General features: G+C 65.3%; 16 protein-coding genes, 1 tRNA gene and 1 pseudogene. 10 read left to right on the forward strand and 8 right to left on the reverse strand.

The window, feature by feature from the left end; genetic code table 11:
• Window positions 1-16 precede the first annotated feature (16 nt).
• From sucC to QWJ37_RS14260, 3 genes are all read right to left on the reverse strand, one after another.
• Window positions 17-1,186 carry an ADP-forming succinate--CoA ligase subunit beta gene (gene sucC / locus QWJ37_RS14250; protein WP_227905827.1) on the reverse strand — a complete coding sequence of 390 codons (1,170 nt, stop codon included), beginning with the start codon at window positions 1,184-1,186 and terminating at the stop codon, window positions 17-19.
• A gap of 200 nt (window positions 1,187-1,386) precedes the next feature.
• A complete protein-coding gene (gene pcrA / locus QWJ37_RS14255) occupies window positions 1,387-3,837 on the reverse strand; it encodes a DNA helicase PcrA (protein ID WP_290245675.1) in 2,451 nt (816 codons plus the stop codon).
• Between the two features lie 92 nt (window positions 3,838-3,929).
• The gene (locus QWJ37_RS14260) at window positions 3,930-4,733 is read right to left on the reverse strand and encodes an inositol monophosphatase family protein (protein WP_227929188.1); all 804 of its coding nucleotides are present in this window, start codon (window positions 4,731-4,733) and stop codon (window positions 3,930-3,932) included.
• 136 nt (window positions 4,734-4,869) lie between these two features.
• Here QWJ37_RS14260 and QWJ37_RS14265 point away from each other — a divergent pair, with 136 nt between their 5' ends.
• A complete protein-coding gene (locus QWJ37_RS14265; protein WP_227929189.1) occupies window positions 4,870-5,499 on the forward strand; it encodes a hypothetical protein in 630 nt (209 codons plus the stop codon).
• A gap of 21 nt (window positions 5,500-5,520) precedes the next feature.
• Here QWJ37_RS14265 and QWJ37_RS14270 read toward each other — a convergent pair.
• Window positions 5,521-7,482 (reverse strand): annotated as a pseudogene (locus QWJ37_RS14270) (MMPL family transporter); the annotation flags it as partial.
• A gap of 82 nt (window positions 7,483-7,564) precedes the next feature.
• Between QWJ37_RS14270 and QWJ37_RS14275 the strand changes: the two are divergent.
• On the forward strand, window positions 7,565-8,119 hold the full coding sequence (locus tag QWJ37_RS14275; RefSeq protein WP_227905817.1) for a MarR family transcriptional regulator: 555 nt from the start codon (window positions 7,565-7,567) through the stop codon (window positions 8,117-8,119).
• A 32-nt stretch (window positions 8,120-8,151) separates the two neighbouring features.
• A tRNA-Arg gene (locus QWJ37_RS14280) sits at window positions 8,152-8,225 on the forward strand.
• Between the two features lie 41 nt (window positions 8,226-8,266).
• Here the strand turns inward: QWJ37_RS14280 and QWJ37_RS14285 are convergent.
• From QWJ37_RS14285 to QWJ37_RS14295, 3 genes are all read right to left on the reverse strand, one after another.
• Complete coding sequence (locus tag QWJ37_RS14285) at window positions 8,267-9,175, reverse strand: carbohydrate ABC transporter permease (protein ID WP_290245676.1); 909 nt, start codon at window positions 9,173-9,175, stop codon at window positions 8,267-8,269.
• 1 nt (window position 9,176) lies between these two features.
• Window positions 9,177-10,097 (reverse strand): sugar ABC transporter permease, encoded by a 921-nt coding sequence (locus QWJ37_RS14290; protein WP_227905815.1) that lies wholly within the window; start codon window positions 10,095-10,097, stop codon window positions 9,177-9,179.
• Window positions 10,098-10,168: 71 nt separating this feature from the next.
• On the reverse strand, window positions 10,169-11,401 hold the full coding sequence (locus QWJ37_RS14295; protein WP_227905814.1) for an extracellular solute-binding protein: 1,233 nt from the start codon (window positions 11,399-11,401) through the stop codon (window positions 10,169-10,171).
• A gap of 361 nt (window positions 11,402-11,762) precedes the next feature.
• On the opposite strand from QWJ37_RS14295, the gene QWJ37_RS14300 reads away from it, so the two are divergent.
• From QWJ37_RS14300 to nagB, 6 genes are read left to right on the forward strand one after another with little or no spacing between them, the layout of a single operon-like run.
• Entirely contained in the window at window positions 11,763-12,704 is a 942-nt protein-coding gene (locus QWJ37_RS14300; protein ID WP_290245677.1) for a sugar isomerase, read from the forward strand.
• Window positions 12,701-13,645, forward strand: a complete 945-nt coding sequence (locus QWJ37_RS14305) for an ROK family protein (protein ID WP_227905803.1) — start codon at window positions 12,701-12,703, stop codon at window positions 13,643-13,645. The genes QWJ37_RS14300 and QWJ37_RS14305 overlap by 4 nt, the downstream gene beginning before the upstream one ends.
• A complete protein-coding gene (locus tag QWJ37_RS14310; protein WP_227905802.1) occupies window positions 13,642-14,631 on the forward strand; it encodes a hexose kinase in 990 nt (329 codons plus the stop codon). Before QWJ37_RS14305 ends, QWJ37_RS14310 begins: the two co-directional genes overlap by 4 nt.
• On the forward strand, window positions 14,631-15,491 hold the full coding sequence (locus tag QWJ37_RS14315) for a class II fructose-bisphosphate aldolase (protein WP_290245678.1): 861 nt from the start codon (window positions 14,631-14,633) through the stop codon (window positions 15,489-15,491). The genes QWJ37_RS14310 and QWJ37_RS14315 overlap by 1 nt, the downstream gene beginning before the upstream one ends.
• A 6-nt stretch (window positions 15,492-15,497) precedes the next feature.
• Window positions 15,498-16,322, forward strand: a complete 825-nt coding sequence (locus QWJ37_RS14320; protein ID WP_227929195.1) for a DeoR/GlpR family DNA-binding transcription regulator — start codon at window positions 15,498-15,500, stop codon at window positions 16,320-16,322.
• 4 nt (window positions 16,323-16,326) lie between these two features.
• A complete protein-coding gene (gene nagB, locus QWJ37_RS14325) occupies window positions 16,327-17,088 on the forward strand; it encodes a glucosamine-6-phosphate deaminase (protein ID WP_290245679.1) in 762 nt (253 codons plus the stop codon).
• 39 nt (window positions 17,089-17,127) lie between these two features.
• On the opposite strand, the gene QWJ37_RS14330 is transcribed toward nagB, so the two are convergent.
• Window positions 17,128-19,035, reverse strand: a complete 1,908-nt coding sequence (locus tag QWJ37_RS14330) for an ABC transporter ATP-binding protein (RefSeq protein WP_227905797.1) — start codon at window positions 19,033-19,035, stop codon at window positions 17,128-17,130.
• A gap of 194 nt (window positions 19,036-19,229) precedes the next feature.
• Between QWJ37_RS14330 and QWJ37_RS14335 the strand changes: the two genes are divergently transcribed.
• Entirely contained in the window at window positions 19,230-20,933 is a 1,704-nt protein-coding gene (locus QWJ37_RS14335; RefSeq protein ID WP_290245680.1) for an ATP-binding protein, read from the forward strand.
• Window positions 20,934-20,938: the final 5 nt, after the last annotated feature.

Below are 20,938 nucleotides of genomic sequence, written 5' to 3' on the forward strand. Positions count from 1 at the left end.
GTTTCGACAGGCTCGGTTAGCGAGCGGCGTGAGCGAGCTCGGCGGCCTTGTCGGCGCCTTCGTCCATGGTGGTGGCCAGGGTGACCAGCGGGTGGTTGGCCTCGGCGAGGATGCGGCGGCCTTCCTCGACGTTGTTGCCGTCGAGACGGACAACCAGCGGCTTGTTGGCTTCGTCGCCGAGGATTTCCAGGGCCTTGACGATGCCGTTGGCGACGGCGTCACAGGCGGTGATGCCGCCGAAGACGTTGACGAATACGGACTTGACCTGGGAGTCATTCAGGATGACGTCCAGGCCGGCGGCCATGACGGATGCCGAGGCTCCGCCGCCGATGTCCAGGAAGTTGGCAGGCTTGACGTTGCCGTGCTTTTCGCCGGCGTAGGCCACCACGTCGAGGGTGGACATCACCAGACCGGCGCCGTTGCCGATGATGCCGACTTCGCCGTCCAGCTTGACGTAGTTGAGGTCGTTTTCCTTGGCCTTGGCCTCGAGCGGATCAGCGGCGTCCTTGTCCTCCAGCTCGGCGTGGCCGGGCTGGCGGAAGTCTGCGTTCTCGTCGAGGGAAACCTTGCCGTCGAGGGCAACGATGTCGCCGGCGCCGGTGCGGACCAGCGGGTTGACCTCAACCAGGGTGGCGTCTTCCTTGGTGAAGACGTCCCACAGCTTGATGATGGCGTTGATGACGCCGTCGCGCAGCTCGGGTGCGAACCCTGCGGCGTCGACAATCTCTGCAGCCTTGGCGGAGTCGATGCCGACGGCCGGATCAACGGCCACGCGGGCCAGGGCGTCGGGACGCTCCACGGCCAGCTGCTCAATCTCCATGCCGCCTTCAACCGAGCACATGGCCAGGTAGTTGCGGTTTGCGCGGTCCAGCAGGACCGAGAAGTAGAATTCCTCGGCGATATCGGCACCCTGGGCAATCATCACCTTGTTAACGGTGTGGCCCTTGATGTCCATGCCGAGGATGTTGGATGCGTGCTCGAAAGCCTCATCGGCGGTCTTTGCGACCTTTACGCCGCCGGCCTTGCCGCGGCCACCAACCTTGACCTGTGCCTTGACGACAACGACGCCGCCGATCTTCTCAGCAGCAGCTTTGGCTTCTTCAGGAGTGTGCGCCACGATTCCGGCAAGCACGGGTACACCGTGCGCCTCAAACAGATCGCGCGCCTGATATTCAAACAGGTCCACGGGCTAGTGTCCTTCTACGTCGAAGTAGGTTTACATTCGATCTGACGATCGCAGAGCAGATGCATCCAGCCGGTCTGCTCCATTGGGAACTTTAGTACCTCGGCGCTTGGCGCCGATCACAGACTACCCCTTTAGTGATGAAGCACACACTTCTATCGTTTGTAGAAATGAGGGGGCCTGCGCTATGACAGGCGTCTCTTTCAGGACTCCTTCGTCAGGGGCGCATAGCGCAGCAGCAGGCGTTTTTCGCCAATGTCGAATTTCACCTTGGCTACCGTTTTATCCCCGGCACCTTCCACCGCGAGCACCGTACCGTGCCCGAAGGAGGTGTGGTTGACCTTGTCGCCCGCGGCTACGGAAATGACTTCCTTCTGCGGCTGTACGCGCCCCATGGCCTTGGCCACCGGGGCGTTGGCTGTACTGCCGCCGGTTCCCATCGGTGCACCGGCGCCCCAGGATGATCCGCCGTAGCGGCTGGAGGTGATGCTGCCTCCGCCGCCCCACGTGGGCCGGTCCATCCCCTCGCGCTTCCACTCGATCAGTTCGGCGGGGACCTCGCCGACAAACTGGCTGGCGGGGTTGTACTGGCTCTGCCCCCACATGCTGCGCACCTCGGAGCGGGTGAGGTAAAGGCGCTGCCGGGCGCGGGTCAGGCCCACGTAGGCCAGGCGGCGTTCCTCGGCGAGCTCGGCCGGGTCGGTGGCGGAGCGCTGGTGCGGGAAGAGTCCCTGTTCCATGCCGGTCAGGAACACCACCGGGAACTCCAGGCCCTTGGCCGTGTGCAGCGTCATCAGGGTGACCACGCCCTGGCGGCGGGACTCCTCGACGGCGGCGGCAACCTCCTCGGCGGAGCCCTCCGGGGCGTCCGGAATGGAATCGGCGTCGGCAACGAGGGAAACCTGTTCCAGGAACTCCCCCAGGGAACCCTCGGGGTTGTCCCTCTCGTATTCGCGGACCACGGCAACCAGTTCGGCGAGGTTCTCCACCCGCGATTCGTCCTGCGGGTCGTTGCTGGAGCGCAGCTGGGCCAGGTAGCCGGTCTGCTCCAGCACGGCCTCCAACGCGGCGGCAGCTCCTGATCCGGATGCTACCTCGGAGAGGTCATCGATCAGCTTCACAAAGCCGTTGATCGCGTTCAGGGACCGGGTGGCCAGCCCCGGCGCCTCATCGGCACGGCGCAGGGCAGCCATAAAGGAGATCCGCTCCCGTTCGGCCAGGGCCGCCACGGAGTATTCCGCACGGTCACCGATCCCGCGCTTGGGTTCGTTGAGGATGCGGCGCAGGTTCACGACGTCGTCGGAATTCACCAGCACGCGCAGATAGGCCAGCGCGTCCTTGATTTCCTTGCGTTCGTAGAACCGGGTGCCGCCAACCACCTTGTAGGGCAGGCCAACGCGGACCAGGACGTCCTCCAGGGACCGGGACTGGGCATTGGTCCGGTAGAAGACGGCGACGTCGCCGGGGCGCAGGTTTTCCTCGTCCTGCAGGCGGTCGATCTCCTCGGCGATAAAGCGGGCTTCCTCGTGTTCGTTCTCGCCCACGTAGCCGATGATTTTCTCGCCGTCGCCCTCGGCAGTCCAAAGGCGTTTCTCCGGCCGGTTCGGGTTCCGCTGGATCACGGCGTTGGCCGCGTTGAGGATGGTCTGGGTGGAACGGTAGTTCTGCTCCAGCAGGATGGTCCGCGCGCTCGGATAATCCTTCTCGAAGTCATTGATGTTGCGCACATCGGCACCACGGAAGGCATAGATGGACTGATCTGAATCGCCCACCACGGTCAGCTCTGCCGGCGGAATCTCCAGTGCGTCGCCGTCGGTGCCCACCAGTTCGCGGACCAGGGCGTACTGGGCGTGGTTGGTGTCCTGGTACTCGTCCACCAGGATGTGCCGGAAGCGGCGCCGGTAGTATTCGGCGACACCAGGGAACGCGCGGAACATAAAAACCGTCTGGGCAATCAGGTCATCAAAGTCCATGGCATTGGCCTGGCGCATCCGCTGAGCGTAGCCCTTATAAACCTCCGCCACGGCGGATTCGAACGGATCGGCGTGGTTGGCCGATTCGGCGTAGGACTCCTCGTCGATCAGTTCGTTTTTCAGCGCCGAGATCTTGTGCATGATCGACTTCGGCGTGAACCGCTTGGGGTCAAGGTCCAGGCCCTTGGCCACCAGGGTGATCAGCCGCAGCGAGTCAGCAGAGTCGTAGATGGAGAAGTTGGAGTTCATCCCCACCGTTTTGGCTTCCCGGCGCAGGATCCGTACGCAGGAGGAGTGGAAGGTGGAGATCCACATGGTCTTGGCGACGCCGCCCACCAGCGATTCGATCCGCTCACGCATTTCCGCGGCGGCCTTATTGGTGAAGGTGATGGCGAGGATCTGGCCGGGGTTGGACCGTCCGGTGGCCAGCAGGTACGCGATCCGGTGGCTGAGCACCCGGGTTTTGCCGGAGCCTGCGCCGGCCACAATCAGCAGCGGCGAACCGCTGTGCTTCACCGCTTCCTCCTGTTGCGGGTTCAGGCCCTGCAGCAGGTCTGCGGCACGGCTTTCATCTGCGTAGGAGGAGCCCCGCCGGGCATTTTGGGCGTCCGGCGCTTTGGCGGCGGGTACCGGTTCGTTGGTGCGGGGTGCGGGAAAGAGTGGATCAAAGAGGTAGTCCATGATGGCTTTAAGTCTAGGCGCTGCGGCTGACATTCCGGTGAGGGGCGGTTTGCGCCCCTCAACTGCGGGGAAGGGTATGGGCCGGACGCGGGTCAGGCGGAGGTCAGCGCGCCGTGGATCTCGCGCACAGCGGCGGCGGTGCCGGCAATATGCCAGCGGAAGCCGTTCACCTCGGCGACGGCGGTGCTGCCGCCGGCAGCGAGGACAATCGCCTTGCCCGGCAGCCAGTCCCATTCCGGACAGCTGTGCTGGAACCAGGCACCGAACTGGCCGGCAGCCACACGAACCAGGTCACAGGACCCGGAGCCCATCATCCGGATCGTGGCGGCCCGGGACGCGGCTGCCGTCCAGGGGCCGGCAACTTCCGGGCGCAGCAGCCAGGTCGGGTGGATGTAGGTCCCGGCCGAGATGCGGTTCAGCGGCTCATCCTCGGGCCAGGTAACCGGTTCCCCGTTCCGGGTGGCCGGATATCCCCTGCCGCCCAGCCAAAGCTGTTCTTCCTGCGGCTGGTAGACGGCGCCCAGCAGCACCTCAGGATCGCCGTGGACGTCGTGCGGACCCGGATCGGCGCGCAGCGCGAGGGCAGAGCACCAATACGTTGAGCCGGCAAAGAAGTTGTAGGTGCCGTCCACCGGGTCAATAACCCAGGAGCGGCCGGAGGTGCCGTTTCGGCTGGCGCCTTCCTCCCCCACAATCCCGTCCTCGGGCCGCAGCTCGCGCAGCCGCTTCACCACCAGCGCTTCGGCCTCACGGTCTGCTGCGGTCACTACGTCGGACACGGAGGTCTTCTCACTGGCGGTCAGCCCCTCCATGCGCATGCGAAGGGCGAGCTGTCCGGCGTCCCGCACCAGATCGGCGGCCAGGGCGAAATCTTCAGGGCTTGCTACGGGGTCCATAGCCCCAGCGTAGCTTCCGGTCCGGCGCCCGCGACAGGGACGGTGCCGGCGCCGCAGCAGGCACGGCGCCGCACCGCGCGGCACGGCGGAAACAGGATGGCCGCACCGGATGTACCGGTACGGCCATACTGTACTTATGGGAAAAACCGCCGCGCAGCGCGCCGCCAAACACGGACCAAACGCGGCCCCGGCCCGCCCGGGCGCACCGGGAGCGGGGCAGCCGCCACAGCCCAAAAGCAGTCCGGGGCTGATTGTTATTGCCGGGGTGGTGACCACCCTGTTCCTGTTCTGGTACCTGCACCTGCTGGTGCTGGGCCAGCTGACCGACCTCTCGGACGGGCTGGCCATGCCCGATTCCATGGTCTTCGGCTACGGGGAAGATCACCTGGCGGCGCTACGCGCTGCCATGGACGCGGACGCCCTGGGCCAGCTCAGCTACGTGCACAAAACTGCCGGGGTGCTCTTTCCCCTGGTCTTTGGCATGACCTGGCTGCTGATCATCGGGCTGAACACCCAGCGCCGTTCGCTGCGCTGGGTGCTCTTCAGTGCGCCGATCCTCTTTGTGGTCGCCGATCTGTGGGAGAACATCGCCATTGACAATGCCCTCGGTGCCGCAGAACTATCCAGCGGCGACGCCGCTCTTGCTGGCACCCTGACCGTCGCCCGATGGGTCCTGCTCGGCCTCAGCCTTGCGGCGGCCGTGGTGTCCGTCTTTACCCGCCGGGTTGGACGGCCACCAGAACTTGTCGCCAAGGATAAAGGTTAGGGCCGGGACCACCACGGTCCGCACCAGCAGGGTGTCGAACAGGACACCGATGGCCACGATGATGCCCACCTGCGTCAGGGTGACCAGCGGAAGCACGCCCAGCACGGCGAAGACCGCCGCCAGCAGAATGCCTGCACTGGTGATAACACCGCCGGTGGAACGCAGTGCGGCCAGCATGCCCTTCCTGGTGCCCATGGTCACCGCGTTTTCCCGGGCTCGGGTGGTGAGGAAGATGTTGTAGTCCACGCCCAGTGCCACCAGGAACAGGAACGAGTAGAGCAGGGTCTGCACGTCCATGGCGGGGAAGTCCAGCACGTTCTCGAACACCAGCCAGCTCAGTCCGGTACTGGCCAGGAAGGTCAGCAGTACCGAGGCGACCAGCAGGAACGGTGCCACGAGTGAGCGGAGCAGGATGGCCAGCACCAGCAGCACCAGGATGATCACCGAGGTGCCCACCAGCAGCGTGTCGTGCTGGTTCGCCGCCAGCTGGTCTACTCGCTGTGCAGCTTCGCCGCCTACCAGTGCTTCGTAGTCTTCATCCGCAAGGTCTTCCCGCAGATCGGTAATGAAGGTGTTCGCTTCATCCGTTCCGGCTTCATAGCCGGTGATCAGTTCAACGCGGGTCAGTCCGTCGTGCTCGCTGCCCGGGGTGGCGGAGGTGACGCCCTCGAGACCCTGGAGGTCGGCGACGGCCGCATCAGTGGCCCCGGTTTCCACCAGCACGGTGACGGGTGAGGAGGATCCTGCCGGGAAGCCCTCGGCAAGGGTTTCCGCAGCGGTCACTGCCTGCGGCTTTTCACGGAACTGCTCGTTCTCGCTCAGGCCGATCTGCAGGGTGAACACGGCGCTGCCCAGTGCCAGCAGGACAACGACGGCGGTACCGGCAATGGTCTTCGGCCGGCGGGCAGTTGCCTCGCCCAGCTTGCCCCAGAACTTCCCTTCCTTGGCGGGGTCCCCGACCTTGGGCACGAAGGGCCAGAACAGTTTGCGACCCAGCAGCACCAGCGCCACCGGCAGCAGGAACAGTGCACTGAAAATGGCCAGCACAATGCCGATGGCCGCGGAGAAGCCCAGCCCGCGGTAGCTGTCCGTATCGGTGAAGAGCAGCGTCAACAGCGCCAGGATCACCGTGCCGCCGCTGGCAATGATCGCCTCACGGGTGCGGGTCAGGGCCTTGCCCATCGCTTCGTAGACCGAATCGTGGGCGCGCAGCTCCTCCCGGTAGCGGGCAATCAGCAGCAGCGCATAGTTGGTGGCCGCGCCGAAGACCAGGACGCTGGTGATGCCGACAGCAGATGGATCCACGTTGATTCCCGTGGCAGGGGCCAGCAGGTCCACCACCTTCGCGGCCAGCTGCTCAATGGCCGCAACAATGAGCAGCGGCACAATCCAGAGCCACGGGGAACGGTAAGTGACAATCAGCAGGACGGCGACGACGCCGGCCGTCACAGTGAGCAGGACAAAGTTGGCACCGGAGAACACGCCGGCCAGATCGGCGCTGAACGCCGCACCGCCGGTCAGTTCGGCCTTCACACCCTCCGGGGCTGCATCGGAAACCGCCGTCCGCAGGGCCTCGACTTCCTCCGATACTGCATCGCCGTCGTCGGCGGCAGCCTGCAGGGTCAGCGGAACGATGGCCACGAGCTTGTTCTCCGAGACCACCGGCGGAACCTGCGGGGGCGGGCCCGAGGCGCCGGCGTCGGCCGCCGCCGCATTAATCTCCGCGATGGCGGCCGTGTCCGCATCGGTCAGCGGTTCGCCGTCTTCGCGGGAGACCACCACAATGGCAGAGGATTCCTGCGCGTCGGGGAACTCCTGGAGCAGTTCCTCCACCTGGGTCGACTGGTACTTGTCGTCCAGGCCACCCACTCCGGTGGTGTCGTTTTCCTCTGCCGGCAGGGCGAACAGGCCAATAATGACGGCCACCCCGATCAGTAGAGTGACCCACGCCGTTTTGGCGTTCTTCACTATCCCTGCGTACATGTGCTTCTCCCGTGACGTAAGTATCTCTATCCGAAAGTATCTCAGATATGGAGATACTTCAATTCCAAGTTACTATTGGGCTGTGGAAGATCAGGAGCTACGACGGGATCTCGTCGACGCGCTGCGCGGCATCACCCTGGACGGGCAGCGGGTCGCTGATGCCTTCGCGCACGCCCACGGGCTGAACACCACCGATATGCGCGCGCTGGTACTGATCATGGAGGCGGAGATGCGGCATGAGGCACTGACCGCCGGCCAGCTCAGCGCCCGGCTCGGCACCTCGTCCGGCGCCACCACCGCCGTCATCGACAGGCTGGAGCGGATCGGGCACATCCACCGCAACCGCACCCACGCTGACAGGCGGAAGGTGACCCTGCATTTTGAACCGCTCGCCATGCAGCTTGCCGGAGCCTACTTCGGGCCGCTCGGCGCGCTGAATGACGAGGTGATGTCCCGGTATTCGGACGCGGAACTTCGCACTGTCCTGGGGTTTATGCAGGGCATTCGGGATAGCTATCAGCGGTACGTGAACGAGCTGCGCCCCGACACCGGACAGCCGCCCTCAGGTGACGCGACCGGCGGCGCAGCCAATGGCACACCGGATCAGCTGCAAACACGTACGGAAAGAAACGGGTAAGCTGGTACCGCTCCGCCGGAACCCGGCGGTTTGCCTCCGTAGCTCAGTAGGATAGAGCGGCCCTCTCCTAAAGGGCAGGTCGTCGGTTCGATTCCGGCCGGGGGCACTTTTTCTTTTAAGGACCCCATGCCCTGAACGATCTTCCGTCTACTTGACGGCCCCGGCGGTCAGCCCGCCGATGAGGCGCTTCTCGATCACGGCAAAGAGAATAATCACCGGCACAATGGCCACGATGGAGACGCCGAAGACATACTGCCAGCTGGTGGCGTACTGGCCGATGAATTTGGTCAGCGCAACGGAGAGCGGCTGGTTCTCCGCGGTCGACATAATCACCAGGCTGGCGGCGAATTCATTCCAGGACGAAACAAAGGTGAAAATCACGGCAGTAACAATGCCCGGCCAGACCAACGGCAGGTTGATCCGGAAGAGTACCTTCAGGCGTCCCGCGCCGTCGATCTGCGCTGCCTCGTCAATTTCCTTTGGGATGGCCGCGAAGAAGCTGTGCATGATCCAGAGCGCGAAGGAGAGATTGAAGGCGGCGTTGATCAGGATCATCGCAACCCAGGTGTCATTAAGGTCCAGCCAGAGAATCTGCCGGAACAGCCCGGCGGTCAGAACGGCCGGCTGAAGCATCTGGGTCACGATCACCAGGAAGAGGAAGACCATCCTTCCGGGAAAGCGGAAACGCGCGGTGTAGTACGCGGCGGGGGTGGCCACCAGCAGCACCAGCAAGGTAGCAAAAACCGCGATGATGATCGTGGAGAGCAGGTTGTAGGTCAGCGGGGTTTCCGGGGTATCCCACATGGACTGGTAGTTCCCCAGCTGAAGGCCGTCCTGCGGAAGGTACTCGGGCGGAACCGAGAGGATTTCCGAGCGTGTCTTCAGGGAGCCCACCAGCATGATCAGGTACGGGGTCAGGAAAACAAGTGCGATAACAGCGCCGATGGCGGTCCTTCCCCACATGCGGCGGCCGCTGACGTTGTCAGTCCCGTACCGCTTCCGGCGGGGTTGTACGGGTGCGGCAACCGGGGGAACTGCGGGGGCTGTCACGGCCATTTCAGACCTCCTTCATAGGTTTGACGATCTTCACGTAGACCGCCACGATCACCAGGACGACGGCGAAGTTAACCACGCTGAGCGCGCTCGCCACATCCAGGCGCCGGTCAAACTGCAGCACCTTGAAGATGTAGGTCATTAGGGTGTCGGCACTGTAGCCCGGAATGGATCCGGTCATGATCCTCAGGATGGGCAGGTTATTGAAGACGTTGATGATGTTGATCAGTACGGCGACGGCGAGCGCGCCGCGCAGCTGGGGCAGCACCACACTGAAGTAGGTGCGGACCGGACCGGCACCGTCCATCTTGGCGGCCTCGAGAGCATCTCCGGGTACCGCCTGCATTCCGGCCAGCAGGGTATAGGTGGTGAACGGGAGGGAGACAAACACACCGACAATAATGGCCGCGGCCAGGGCGGTGGTCGTGTTTTTAGTGAACCCGTAGGCGGCATCCATCAGCCCAATGTCGACCATGAACTTGTTGATGATGCCGTAGTCCCGGTCCAATCCGTAATAGAACACCGTGGTGGTCATGACCACGCTGGCAGCCCAGGGAACCACCACCGCCATCCGGACCAGGGTCCTGCCGGGGAAGGGCTTGTTCAGGAAGTTTGCCAGCGCCAGGGAGATGATGACCGTCAGGGTCACCACCACGGCAACCCAGACCACGGTGTTGAGCAGGATCCGCGGCAGGTTGGGATCCGTGAACACTGTCTGGAAGTTCGCCAGGCCCACACCCTCCACGTTCGTTCCCGCCTGGCTGATGCGCCTGGTGGAGCTGTAGATCATGTAGCCGGCGGGAAAGATGACGATGCCGAAGATTAGGACCAGGACCGGGCCGATCCAGGGCAGGGCGGCCCAGATGCTTTCGCTGCCCCGCGGCCTGCCGGCCCGCACTCCCGGATGCCGAAGTGTGCTGCTCATAATGTGAAACCGTTCTGGAACAGGAAGGGGCCGCCGCTTCGAACCGGAGCGGCGGCCCCTTCGGGCCGGGGTCAGGCTGCGTCTGCCTTGGACTGGATCTGATCCAGGACGGTCTTTGCATCCTGGTCTTCAAGCTGGCCCATCAGGGACTTGAAGGCGCCGTCCGTGCTGTTCCAGGCAGGGTTGGTGGTGGGGTAGAACTTTGCGCTGGGCAGCATGTCCAGGAACGGTGCGAGGTCCTCGTTACTGGCCATGGCTTCGGAACCGCTCTTCGTGGTGGGCAGGAAACCCTCGGTCTGCACCCAGTCCACGTAGTTGTCCTCAGAGTAGAAGAAGTCCATGAAGGCCGTGATGGCTTCCTGCTTGTCCTCATCGTTCTTGAAGGCCATCAGCCGGTCGGCAACGCCAAGCGTTGCAGGCTCACCGCTCTTGGTGGGGACCGTGGTCACTCCGTAGTTGAGCTCGGGATTCTCTTCCTCAATCTGGCCCACCGTCTGCGGCAGGGCGTAGACCATGCCGATCTGGCCCTGGGCGAAAACATTGATCATGGGCGTGCGCTGGGTTGCTCCCGGATCCGGCTGCGTCACGCCGTCGGAAATCATCTTCTTCATGAACTCGGCGGCTTCGAGGTTCTCCGGCGAGTTGACAGTGATCTCGGATTCGCTGCCGAAGCCGCCTCCGTTACCGGCGAACCAGATCAGACTTTCGCCCTGAGCCTCTTCAGAGCCCAGGGGCATGCCGTAGCCGGGGGTGCCTGTATCCGAGATTTTCTTCGCGGCCGCATGCAGCTCATCCCAGGTGGTGGGAGGCGCCGTGACACCCGCGGCGTCAAAAAGGTCCTGGTTGTAGAACAGCGCACGGACCGAGGCGATCAGCGGCAGGCCGTACTGCGTGCCGTCGAGGGCTTCATTCTCGGCGAAGGATTCCTGGAAATCGCTGATGGTTTCCTCGGACGCAATATCTTCTGCCGGATACAGCAATCCCTCGTCCGCGAAGGCCGAGAAGGCACCGCCGTTGTAGATATCCGGAGCCTCGCCGGCCTGGATCTTGGTCTGCAGGACGGACTCGAGGTTCTCCCACGATTCCACCTGCAGGTTTACCTTGATTCCCTCGTTCTCGGCCTGGAAGTCCTCGATGACGCCTTCCCAGAGGGCCTTGGTTCCGTCCGAATAGCTGGGAACAAGCAGGTCCAGGGAGCTGGCATCCCCTTCACCGGAACCGCCGCCACCGAACCCACAGGAGGAAACCGCGAGGGCGCCGGTGGCGGCCAGGGCCACCAGGCCGATGCGAACTTTGCTCTTCATTGAATCCTCTTTCAATAGTCACGGCCGTGGGACCGCGAAACGGTGCCAGCTACTGCCGGCGGTAAAACGACCGGATGCCCGTTAGCTATGACGGAATCTGATAACTAGGAGTTGTCTGTAATCAGTGTTCATCAGTCAGTTGAGAGAATACTTACCCGAGGATGCGTCGCCGTCAAGACCTTTTTCTGCAGATTTCTCGCTGTTTCTCGGGAAAATGCCGCCATTCCGGCAAAACCGGGGTCAAAAATGATCGGAGCCTCCATGGTTTTTCATGATCACTAGACAAGCTAAGCAATCAATGTCCATCATTGAGCAACATTGATTGCCGGAAAGCCGGCCCGCTGCACACAGGAGCACCTACATGCCAATTTCCTTCACCGACGCAGCACCCGCCGCCTCGGCGCCCGGCCAGTGGATGCGCGAGGAGCTGTTCTCGCAGCCGGATGTCTGGGAGCGTGCAATTGGACAGGCGCGTGCGGAGAGGCTCCTGCCTGCCGCGGGCAAGCGCGTAGCCGTTGTCGGCTGCGGCACGTCCTGGTTCATGGCCCAGTCCTACGCCGCGGCCCGGGAGGAAGCCGGCCTCGGCGAAACCGACGCCTTCGCTGCTTCCGAGGCATCGGTTGTTACCAGCCGCGGATATGACGCCGTCGTAGCGATTACACGTTCCGGCACCACCACCGAGGTACTAAGCCTCCTCGCCGAACTGGACAACGCAGTCCCCACCACAGTGCTGCTCGGGGACCTGGATTCGCCGGCAGCCCAACTGGCCGGATCCGTGGTTGCCCTGCCCTACGCAGATGAGTCCTCGGTGGTCCAGACCCGGTTCGCCACCGCGGCGCTGGCCTATCTTCTGACCTCCCTCGGTACGGACCTGGAGCCCGCGGTCGAAGACGCACGCGCAGTGCTGGCTGAACCTGTCCCGGAGGAACTGCTGGACGCGGAGCAGTTCAGCTTCCTTGGCCGCGGGTGGACCGTTGGCCTGGCCCACGAAGCTGCGTTGAAAATGCGTGAAGCGGTACAGGGCTGGACCGAGTCCTACCCCGCAATGGAATACCGGCACGGCCCGATCGCGATTGCCGCGCCCGGCCGGGTGACCTGGCTGCTGGGAGAGGAACCCGAGGGCCTGCGCTCCGACGTCGGACAGGCGGGCGCACGGTTCGAGCATTCCACCCGCCATCCCCTTGCCGAGCTGGTCCGCATCCACAAGCTCACCCTGGAACGTGCCGTGGGCCGCGGGCTCGATCCCGACCGCCCGCGCAGCCTGACCCGTTCCGTCATCCTGGAAGGCCAGCCGGGCACATGAGCGCACCGGCAGCCTCCTCCCCCGCCGGCGGGTCTGTCCTCGCCTTTGACGTGGGTGGAACCGATATGAAGGCAGCCCTGCAGGACGGGAGCGGAAAGTTCCACTCCCTCCTGCGGATGCCGACGCCTCGCGATCCGGCCCGCCCCGGCGACGCGGTGGTGAAGGAGGTTGCCGTCCTGGCCCAGCGGTACACCCGGGACTATCCGCAGGTGTCCGTGCAGGCTTTGGGACTGGTGGTACCCGGACTGGTGGATGAGGGCACCGGAACCGGCCTTTTTTCGGCGAACCTGGGGTGGCGGGATTACCCTTTCGCCCAGCGGCTCCGGGAGGAGACCGGGCTGCCCGTAGCTTTCGGGCACGACGTCGGACTGGCCGGCGAGGCCGAAATGCGCCTCGGCGCCGGCCAGGGACTGCGCGACGCGGTGGTGCTAATCATCGGCACCGGCATTGCCGGGGCCGTGTTCTGTGACGGACGGCGGGTGCGGGGCGGCGGCTATGCGGGGGAAATCGGCCATGCCGCCGTTCCCACGGGCACTCTGTGCGCCTGCGGTGCCCACGGCTGCCTCGAAACGGTGGGCTCCGCCGGGGCCATAGTCCGCCGGTATACGGAACGCACCGGCAGGGCCGCCGCCGGGGCAAAAGAGGTGCTGCACGCCGCACACAACGGCGACGCCGACGCAGCAGGAGTCTGGGCAGACGCGGTGGAGGGCCTGGCCGATGGCATCTGCCACCTGGCCGCGGTATTGGGCACCGAAGCCGTCATACTCGGCGGCGGCCTCTCCCAGGCCGGCAGCGACCTGACCGGGCCGCTGCGCCGCGCCGTCGACAGCCGGCTCTCCTTCCACCGCCGGCCAGGGATCCGGGTTTCCGTCCTCGGCCAGGATGCCGGGCTCATGGGCGCTGCCCTGCACGCGCGCGGCCTGACCGGACAACCGCTGTGAACCCGGCCGTCCGTACGGTGCTGACCGTCACGGCCAATCCCGCGCTGGATGAGACCTATGCCGTGCCGGCGCTTGTTCCCGGTTCCAGCCATCGGGTGCCGCCGCCGGCCGTCCGCGCCGGAGGCAAGGGAATGAACGTGGCCCGGGTGGCCCACCAATTGGGCGCGCGGACGCTCGCCGTTGCCACCAGTGGAGGCTCTTCCGGCGCCCGCTACCGCGAGGACCTTGAGCATGCCGGTATTCCGCACCATCTCGTTCCCGTGGCGGCGCCGACCAGGCGGAGCATGGCGTTTGTCGACGAAAGTGCCGGGGTCACCAGCATCTTCAATGAAACCGGGTCCCCGCTCGACGGCGGTGAATGGCAGGACCTGAGCGTTCACATCGGGCAGCTGCTCCCCCGCGCCGGCGTGCTGGTGGGCTCGGGCAGCCTGCCGCCCCAGGCTCCCCCCGGGTTTTATCCCGGTCTCGTACGGGCAGCCGCCGGATACGGCATCCCCTGCATCATTGACACCTCGGGGCCGGACTTGATCCGCGCGGCTGAGGCCGGGGTCTTCGCCCTGAAGCCCAACCATCACGAGCTGCGCGAGGCCACCGGCGAGGATGATCCGCACCAGGGCGTGCTCCGGCTTCTCAGGGCCGGCGCGGAGACCGTTTTCCTCAGCTGCGGTGAGGCCGGATTGCTGGCCTTTTCCGCGGCAGATCCCGAGTCCTACCTGCACGCGCGGCTGGGCCGCAGCCTGCCCGGCAATCCAACCGGCGCCGGCGACGCCGCCGTGGCCGCCCTCGCCGTCCATTTGGCGTCCGGGAACCGGGACCTGGAGCAGATGCTGCGCACGGCAGCCGCTTGGTCCGCAGCAGCTGTGCTGATGCCGGCAGCCGGTGAAATCTCCGCCGAGCACCGCAGTCTGCTGCAGCAGATCACCGTTACCAGGCACCGCACCGGCACCGCGGACGCCCACCTAAACACTGCATTGGAGAAAAACTAATGGGTCTCACCCCTACCCGGATCCTGATGGAAAACGCTGTGGCGGCCGGCACCGGAATCGGCAGTTTCAACGTCCTGCATCTCGAAACCGCCGAGGCCATTGTCGCCGGCGCCGAAGCCGCCGGGCTGCCGGTGATCCTGCAGATTTCACAGAACTGCGCCACGTACCACGGTGCCCTGAAGCCGCTGGCGGCTGCCTGCCTGGCGGTCGCTGATGGTGCCACCGTCCCGGTGGCCCTGCATCTGGACCACGCGGAGGACGAAGCCCTGGTCCACCAGGCATTGGAGCTTGGTTTCGGGTCGGTGATGTTTGACGGCGCGGCCCTGCCCTACAGCGAGAATGTTGCCGCTACCGCCCGTGTGGTCAAACATGCCGAGCCGTTGGATGTCTTCGTGGAGGCGGAGTTGGGGGAAGTGGGCGGCAAGGACGGAGCGCATGCCCCGGGGGTGCGGACTGATCCCTTCGAGGCGGCGGACTTTGTCCTGTCCACCGGCGTCGATGCCCTGGCCGTTGCGGTGGGGTCCTCGCATGCCATGACCAGCCGGAGCGCACAGCTGGACCTCGAGCTGATCCGGGAGCTGAAAAACGCCCTGGATGTCCCGCTGGTGCTGCACGGCTCCTCCGGGGTGCCGGACAGCACGCTGGTCGCCGCCATCTCCGCCGGCATGACTAAGATTAATGTTTCCACCCATCTGAACGGTTTCTTCACCCGTGCCGTGCGCCAGATGCTTGGAGACCATCCGGATCTTGTCGACTCGCGCAAGTACCTCTCCGCGGGCCGCCGGGCCCTGGCCCCCGAGGCCGGGCGCCTGTTGTCCCTGTTCGCCCTGACCGGGACAACCGTTGTGGAAAAAGGCTGAAAAACCATGGAAAAGACCGAGCGCCTCAACGCCATCCTCGATCTCCTGGCGGCGCGCGGGCGCGTGCAGGTGGACGAGATCATGGCTGAGCTGAACGTCTCGCCCGCCACCGCCCGCCGGGACCTGGATGCTTTGGCCGCACAGCGGCTCCTGACCCGCACCCGCGGCGGGGCCACAATGGAGGCTGTTGCCTACGACTTGCCCACCAGGTACACCCGGGATGACCATACGGCCGAGAAGCAGGCCATTGCCCAGGCCGCCAGTGCCCTGGTCCCGCTGGGCGCCGTCATCGGCCTGTGCGGCGGCACCACCAGTACCGCCATCGCCCACGCGCTGGGCATGCGCCGGGACCTGATGGAACCCTCGAGCAAACCCACACTGACCGTGGTCACCAACGCCATCAACATCGCGGTACAGCTGGTGGTCCGGCCCAATATCCGCGTGATGGTGACCGGCGGCACCGTGAACCCCCGCTCGTACGAACTGGTGGGCCCGTACACCGACGTCATCCTGCAGCGGGTGGCACTGGACTTCGCTTTTGTGGGGGTCAACGGGCTCGACGCCGAAGTGGGGCCCACCGTCAGCGATGAAGGCGAAGCAGCGGTCAACTCGCTGATCTCGCGGCGCGCGTCGGAGACGTACATCGTGGCGGACTCCTCCAAGATCGGCACCCGCAGCTTCGCCACGCTCAACGGGTATGTGTTCAGCAATCTGATTACGGACAGCGGGATCACCGACAGCGAGAAAGCCGAGTTTGAAAGCCGCGGCACCAGGGTGATCGTAGCGCCGGTCAAAACGGCTGGCGGAGCCCGGGAACGCGCCGGAAGGTAAAGCCATGCAGGTTGTTGTTCTGGACAGTGCCGCGGAAGTCGGAGAACATGCCGCCGGGGTGATCCTTCGCGGCGTCATCCACGGCACCGTCAAAACGCTGGGCGTGGCCACCGGTTCCTCTCCCCTGGCCATTTACAAGGCACTCGAACGCCACCGCAGCCCGGAGCTCTCGGCTCTGAGCGCCTTCGCCCTGGACGAGTACGTAGGCCTGGCGCCGGACCATCCGGAGAGCTATGCCGCAGTGATCCGCCGGGAAGTCACCGACAGACTGGGCCTGGATCCGGACAGGGTACATGTCCCTGACGGCGGCGCTGCGGATCTTGCTGCTGCCTGCTTGGACTATGAGGCTGCCATTAAGGCCGCGGGCGGGATCGACCTGCAGATTCTGGGCATTGGACGGAACGGGCACATCGGATTCAACGAACCGACGTCATCCCTTGCGTCGCGGACCCGGGTGAAGACCCTGATGTCCGCCACCCGCAGGGACAACGCACGGTTTTTTGCCGATGTGACCCAGGTGCCTTCCCTCTGCCTCACCCAGGGGCTGGGCACCATCATGGAGGCGCGGACGGTGCTGCTGGTGGCCAACGGTAAAGCCAAGGCGCAGGCTGTGGCCCGGGCGGTGGAGGGGCCGCTGGCCAGCATGTGTCCGGCCTCGGTGCTGCAGATGCATCCGCACGCAACGTTCGTCCTGGACCGTGAGGCGGCCGCGGACCTGGCGCTGAAGGATTATTACCGGGACGTCCAGGACCAGATGCCCCGGTAGGCGGCAGCGGACCGGCGGCGGAGCGCCGCCGGCCGGCGCTTATGGCCTGCCGGCGGGATTCTCCTCAAGGTGTCCGTCCGTGGCCGGTTCCGTTGCGAACTGTGTGTTGTACAGCTCCGCATAGCGTCCGCCGCGTGCCAGCAGCTCGGTATGAGTGCCCTGCTCGGCAATCCGGCCGTCTTCAATCACCAGGATCCGGTCCGCGTTGCGGATGGTGGAAAGCCGGTGGGCAATAACGACGGCGGTGCGTCCCTGCAGCGCCTCCCCCAGGGCCGCCTGTACGGCTGCTTCGGAGGTTGAATCCAGGGCGGCAGTTGCCTCGTCCAGGATGACGATCCGCGGCTGGGCCAGCAGCAGGCGCGCAATGGTCATGCGCTGTCGCTCACCACCGGACAGACGGTAACCGCGCTCCCCCACCATGGTTTCCAGGCCGTCCGGCAGGGACCGGACCATGTCCTGAAGCCGGGCACGGCGCAGCGCGTCCCAGATCTGCTCCTCCCCCGCTTCCGGATTGGCGAGCAGCAGGTTGGCGCGGATGGTCTCGTGGAACAGGTGCCCGTCCTGGGTGACCATGCCCAGCGCCCCGCGGATGCCTGCGAAACTCAGGTCCCGCACATCGGTGCCGGAGAAGCGCACGGCGCCGGAATCGACGTCGTACAGCCGGGACAGCAGCTGGGCGATGGTGGATTTGCCGGCGCCCGAGGTGCCAACCAGTGCAACGGTCTGCCCCGGCTCCACGCGGAAGGAGATTCCGTGCAGCACTTCCTCACCGCCGCGCGTATCCAGCACGGCCACGTCCTCCAGCGATGCCAGCGAGACCTTCTCCGCGGTGGGATAGGCAAAGCGGACGTCGTCGAACTCCACGGCCAGCGGGCCGTCCGGCACCGGCGCCGGCTTCTCCTTCTCGGCGATGAGCGGGCGCAGATCGAGGATCTCGAACACACGCTCGAAGCTGACCACGGCACTCATGATTTCCACCCGGGCGTTGGCCAGCGACGTCAGCGGTGCGTAGAGCCGGGTGAGCAGCAGGGCCAGGGTGACCACGTCGCCCGTGTTCAGGCTTCCGGTCAGCGCCAGGTAGCCGCCAAGACCGTACACCAGGGCCAGGGCCAGGGCAGAGACAAGTGTCAAGGCGGTGACGAAAACGGCCTGCATCATGGCCATTTTCACGCCGATGTCCCGCACCCGGGCGGCCCGGACGGCGAACTCGCGGGACTCCGCGTCAGGGCGGCCAAAGAGCTTGATCAGGGTTGCCCCGGGTGCGGAAAACCGCTCGGTCATCTGGGTGCCCATGGAGGCATTGTGGTTGGCTGCCTCCCGGCGCAGGGCCGCCAGCCGTCCGCCCATCCGCCGGGCCGGCAGCAGGAACACCGGCAGGAGCAACATGGCCAGGACGGTGACCTGCCATGAGGTCCCGAGCATCACAATCAGGGTAAGGATGAGGGCGACGACGTTGCTCACCACGCCGGACAGGGTGCCGCTGAACGCCTGCTGGGCGCCAATGACGTCATTGTTCAGCCGGCTGACCAGCGCGCCGGTGCGGGTCCGGGTGAAGAACGCCACCGGCATCCGCTGGACGTGGTCGAATACCGCTGTCCTCAGGTCAAGGATGACGCTTTCCCCGATTCGCGAGGAGAACCAGCGGGTGGCCAGCGACACGGCGGCGTCGGCCACCGCAACGGCGGCTATCAGCAGGGCGAGGCGGATCACCACCCCGGGGGCGGTCCCGGCCACAATGGAGTTGACCACCTCACCGGCCAGGACCGGGGTGGCCACGGCCAGGAACGCGCCGGCTACGGAAAGCAGCACAAAGCCCAGGAGCCGGAACCGGTAAGGGGCAGCGAACCGGACAATCCGGCCCAGCGTGTCCTTGGAAATCTTGTTATCCGTGCCGCTGCCGCGGGAAATCTTGTGGAGCGAACTCCACGCTGCGCCTTCCATGCTCATGTGTTTTCCTCCGTTATCTGCACGTTCCAGCTTAAGCCTCCGTGCGCCCGCGTCCGGGCCTATCGCCAGGGGCTGAAACCGGCCCGCGACATCCTCGCCCCCGCCGTGAAACAAGTCACTGTTTTAGCTGTCTGCGCTGATACACTTCCAATCGCTGCCCGGTTTTCTGCCCCGGGCACCGACGAAAGGCCGCTATGTCTCCGGCGCTAAAACCCGTGGCCGTCCCCGAGGACGATTCCTCTCTGGACGGCACCGCCCGGCGCCCTACGGCCCTTGTGGCCGTTGAGGAGCCCGGCGTTTTTTCCGTCGTGGCGGGAATCCTTGCGGCTGCCGGGCTGGACGCCGTTGCGGTGCGAAACCTTGACGAGGCCATCGACGCCGCCCGGAAGGCCCCGCCGGCCCTGGCCGTAGTGGATTCCACGGTCCGCCAGATTGCCGGAATGGACATGCTCAAGCGCGTCCGGCATGAGCGGTCCATGACCAAACTTCCCGTGATCCTGGTAACCGGTGAAGCCGGACTGGACGTGGAACTGATGGTGGAGCTGGGCATTGCCGACTTTGTGCCCAGTCCCGTAGACCCGCAGGATCTTGCCCGCCGGGTCAACCTCATCCTCACCACTGCCCAGGCCCGCCGCGGACGCCGAATGGCCACCGCCCGGATGCGTGCGGATACCCGCCGCATCTCTGCTTCCATCCGCTCCACCAATGACCCGCAGCAGATGGCCGAGGTTATGGTTCACGGGCTGGGCACCGCCTTCGAAGCAGACCACGTCCTGCTGGTGACCTTTCCCGATGAACGGGTGCCTGAGCTCAACCTGTCCTGGAGCAGGGACGGCACCGTTGGGGCCATTCCTGCGCTGGCGGGCCACACTGCCGGAGAACTGGCGGACCGGCTGTGGGAACGCGGACACGCGCTGGCGGTGGAAGACCACCGCGCACCGGCCGGTGACGAACCGGTGCAGCTGAGTCCGGCGTCCGCTGCGGCGGGCCTGCGGACCTCCCTGGTGACCCCGCTGGGCCACGGGGATAAGTCCTTCGGGTTGCTGTGGCTTGCAGGTGAAGGCAGCGCCCGGGAGTGGACCAGTACCGAGATTTCACTCATCCAGCACGCCAGCGGGAACCTGGCCCACGGTCTGGTGCAGGGGAACCTGATCACGGCCCAGCGGATGGTGCTCAAGCGACAGCGGGAACTGGACCGGGCCAAAACGGACTTCGTGGCCACCGTAAACCATGAACTGCGCACTCCGCTGACCTCCATCACGGGCTATCTGGACCTCATTCTGGAAGACTCCGGCGCCGATCTTCCCGATGACGTCGCCCAGATGCTGAAGATTGTCGGCCGCAACGCCGTACGGCTCAACCAGCTGATCACGGATCTGCTCACCATCTCCCGGCATGACGCGGATGAGAACACCTTGGAAGTGGAGGAAGTTGACCTGGATGAGCTGCTGCGCTCCGTCGCGGCCTCCCTGGCGCCCGCCGCCCGGGCCAACAGCCTGGACCTGCGCTTCGAGCCCTCCCCGGAGCCGCTGCTGGTGGATGGTGACCGCGCCCAGCTGGAACAGGTTTTCACCAACCTGTGTTCCAACGCCGTGAAATTCACGCCCACCGGCGGGTCCGTGCACATCCGCGCCCAGCAGGTGAGGCCCGACGCCGCCGGCAACAGTATTCGGGTCCAGGTCAGCGACACGGGCATTGGGATTCCTGATGCGGACCTGCCGAACCTTTTCCGCCGGTTCTTCCGGGCGTCCAATGCCACCACCGCTGCCATTCCGGGCACCGGCCTGGGACTGGCCATTGTGCAGGACATCGTCCTGCAGCACGGCGGCGAACTGGGCATCGTCTCCACGGAGGGCAAGGGCACCACCGCCACTGTCCTGCTGCCGGCTTCCCGCTAATCCGG

The sequence above is a fragment of the Arthrobacter sp. YD2 genome (assembly GCF_030410475.1).
GTDB classification, from domain to species: Bacteria; Actinomycetota; Actinomycetes; order Actinomycetales; family Micrococcaceae; genus Arthrobacter_B; species Arthrobacter_B zhangbolii.

Excerpts from the sequence above, each read along its gene's own strand:
- QWJ37_RS14300 (WP_290245677.1), top strand. The coding sequence starts at position 11,763 with ATGCCAATTTCCTTCACCGACGCAGCACCCGCCGCCTCGGCGCCCGGC.
- QWJ37_RS14295 (WP_227905814.1), bottom strand. The coding sequence starts at position 11,401 with ATGAAGAGCAAAGTTCGCATCGGCCTGGTGGCCCTGGCCGCCACCGGC.
- QWJ37_RS14335 (WP_290245680.1), top strand. The coding sequence starts at position 19,230 with ATGTCTCCGGCGCTAAAACCCGTGGCCGTCCCCGAGGACGATTCCTCT.
- QWJ37_RS14320 (WP_227929195.1), top strand. The coding sequence starts at position 15,498 with ATGGAAAAGACCGAGCGCCTCAACGCCATCCTCGATCTCCTGGCGGCG.
- QWJ37_RS14290 (WP_227905815.1), bottom strand. The coding sequence starts at position 10,097 with ATGAGCAGCACACTTCGGCATCCGGGAGTGCGGGCCGGCAGGCCGCGG.
- QWJ37_RS14305 (WP_227905803.1), top strand. The coding sequence starts at position 12,701 with ATGAGCGCACCGGCAGCCTCCTCCCCCGCCGGCGGGTCTGTCCTCGCC.
- QWJ37_RS14315 (WP_290245678.1), top strand. The coding sequence starts at position 14,631 with ATGGGTCTCACCCCTACCCGGATCCTGATGGAAAACGCTGTGGCGGCC.
- QWJ37_RS14330 (WP_227905797.1), bottom strand. The coding sequence starts at position 19,035 with ATGAGCATGGAAGGCGCAGCGTGGAGTTCGCTCCACAAGATTTCCCGC.
- QWJ37_RS14285 (WP_290245676.1), bottom strand. The coding sequence starts at position 9,175 with ATGGCCGTGACAGCCCCCGCAGTTCCCCCGGTTGCCGCACCCGTACAA.
- QWJ37_RS14260 (WP_227929188.1), bottom strand. The coding sequence starts at position 4,733 with ATGGACCCCGTAGCAAGCCCTGAAGATTTCGCCCTGGCCGCCGATCTG.
- pcrA (WP_290245675.1), bottom strand. The coding sequence starts at position 3,837 with ATGGACTACCTCTTTGATCCACTCTTTCCCGCACCCCGCACCAACGAA.
- QWJ37_RS14265 (WP_227929189.1), top strand. The coding sequence starts at position 4,870 with ATGGGAAAAACCGCCGCGCAGCGCGCCGCCAAACACGGACCAAACGCG.
- nagB (WP_290245679.1), top strand. The coding sequence starts at position 16,327 with ATGCAGGTTGTTGTTCTGGACAGTGCCGCGGAAGTCGGAGAACATGCC.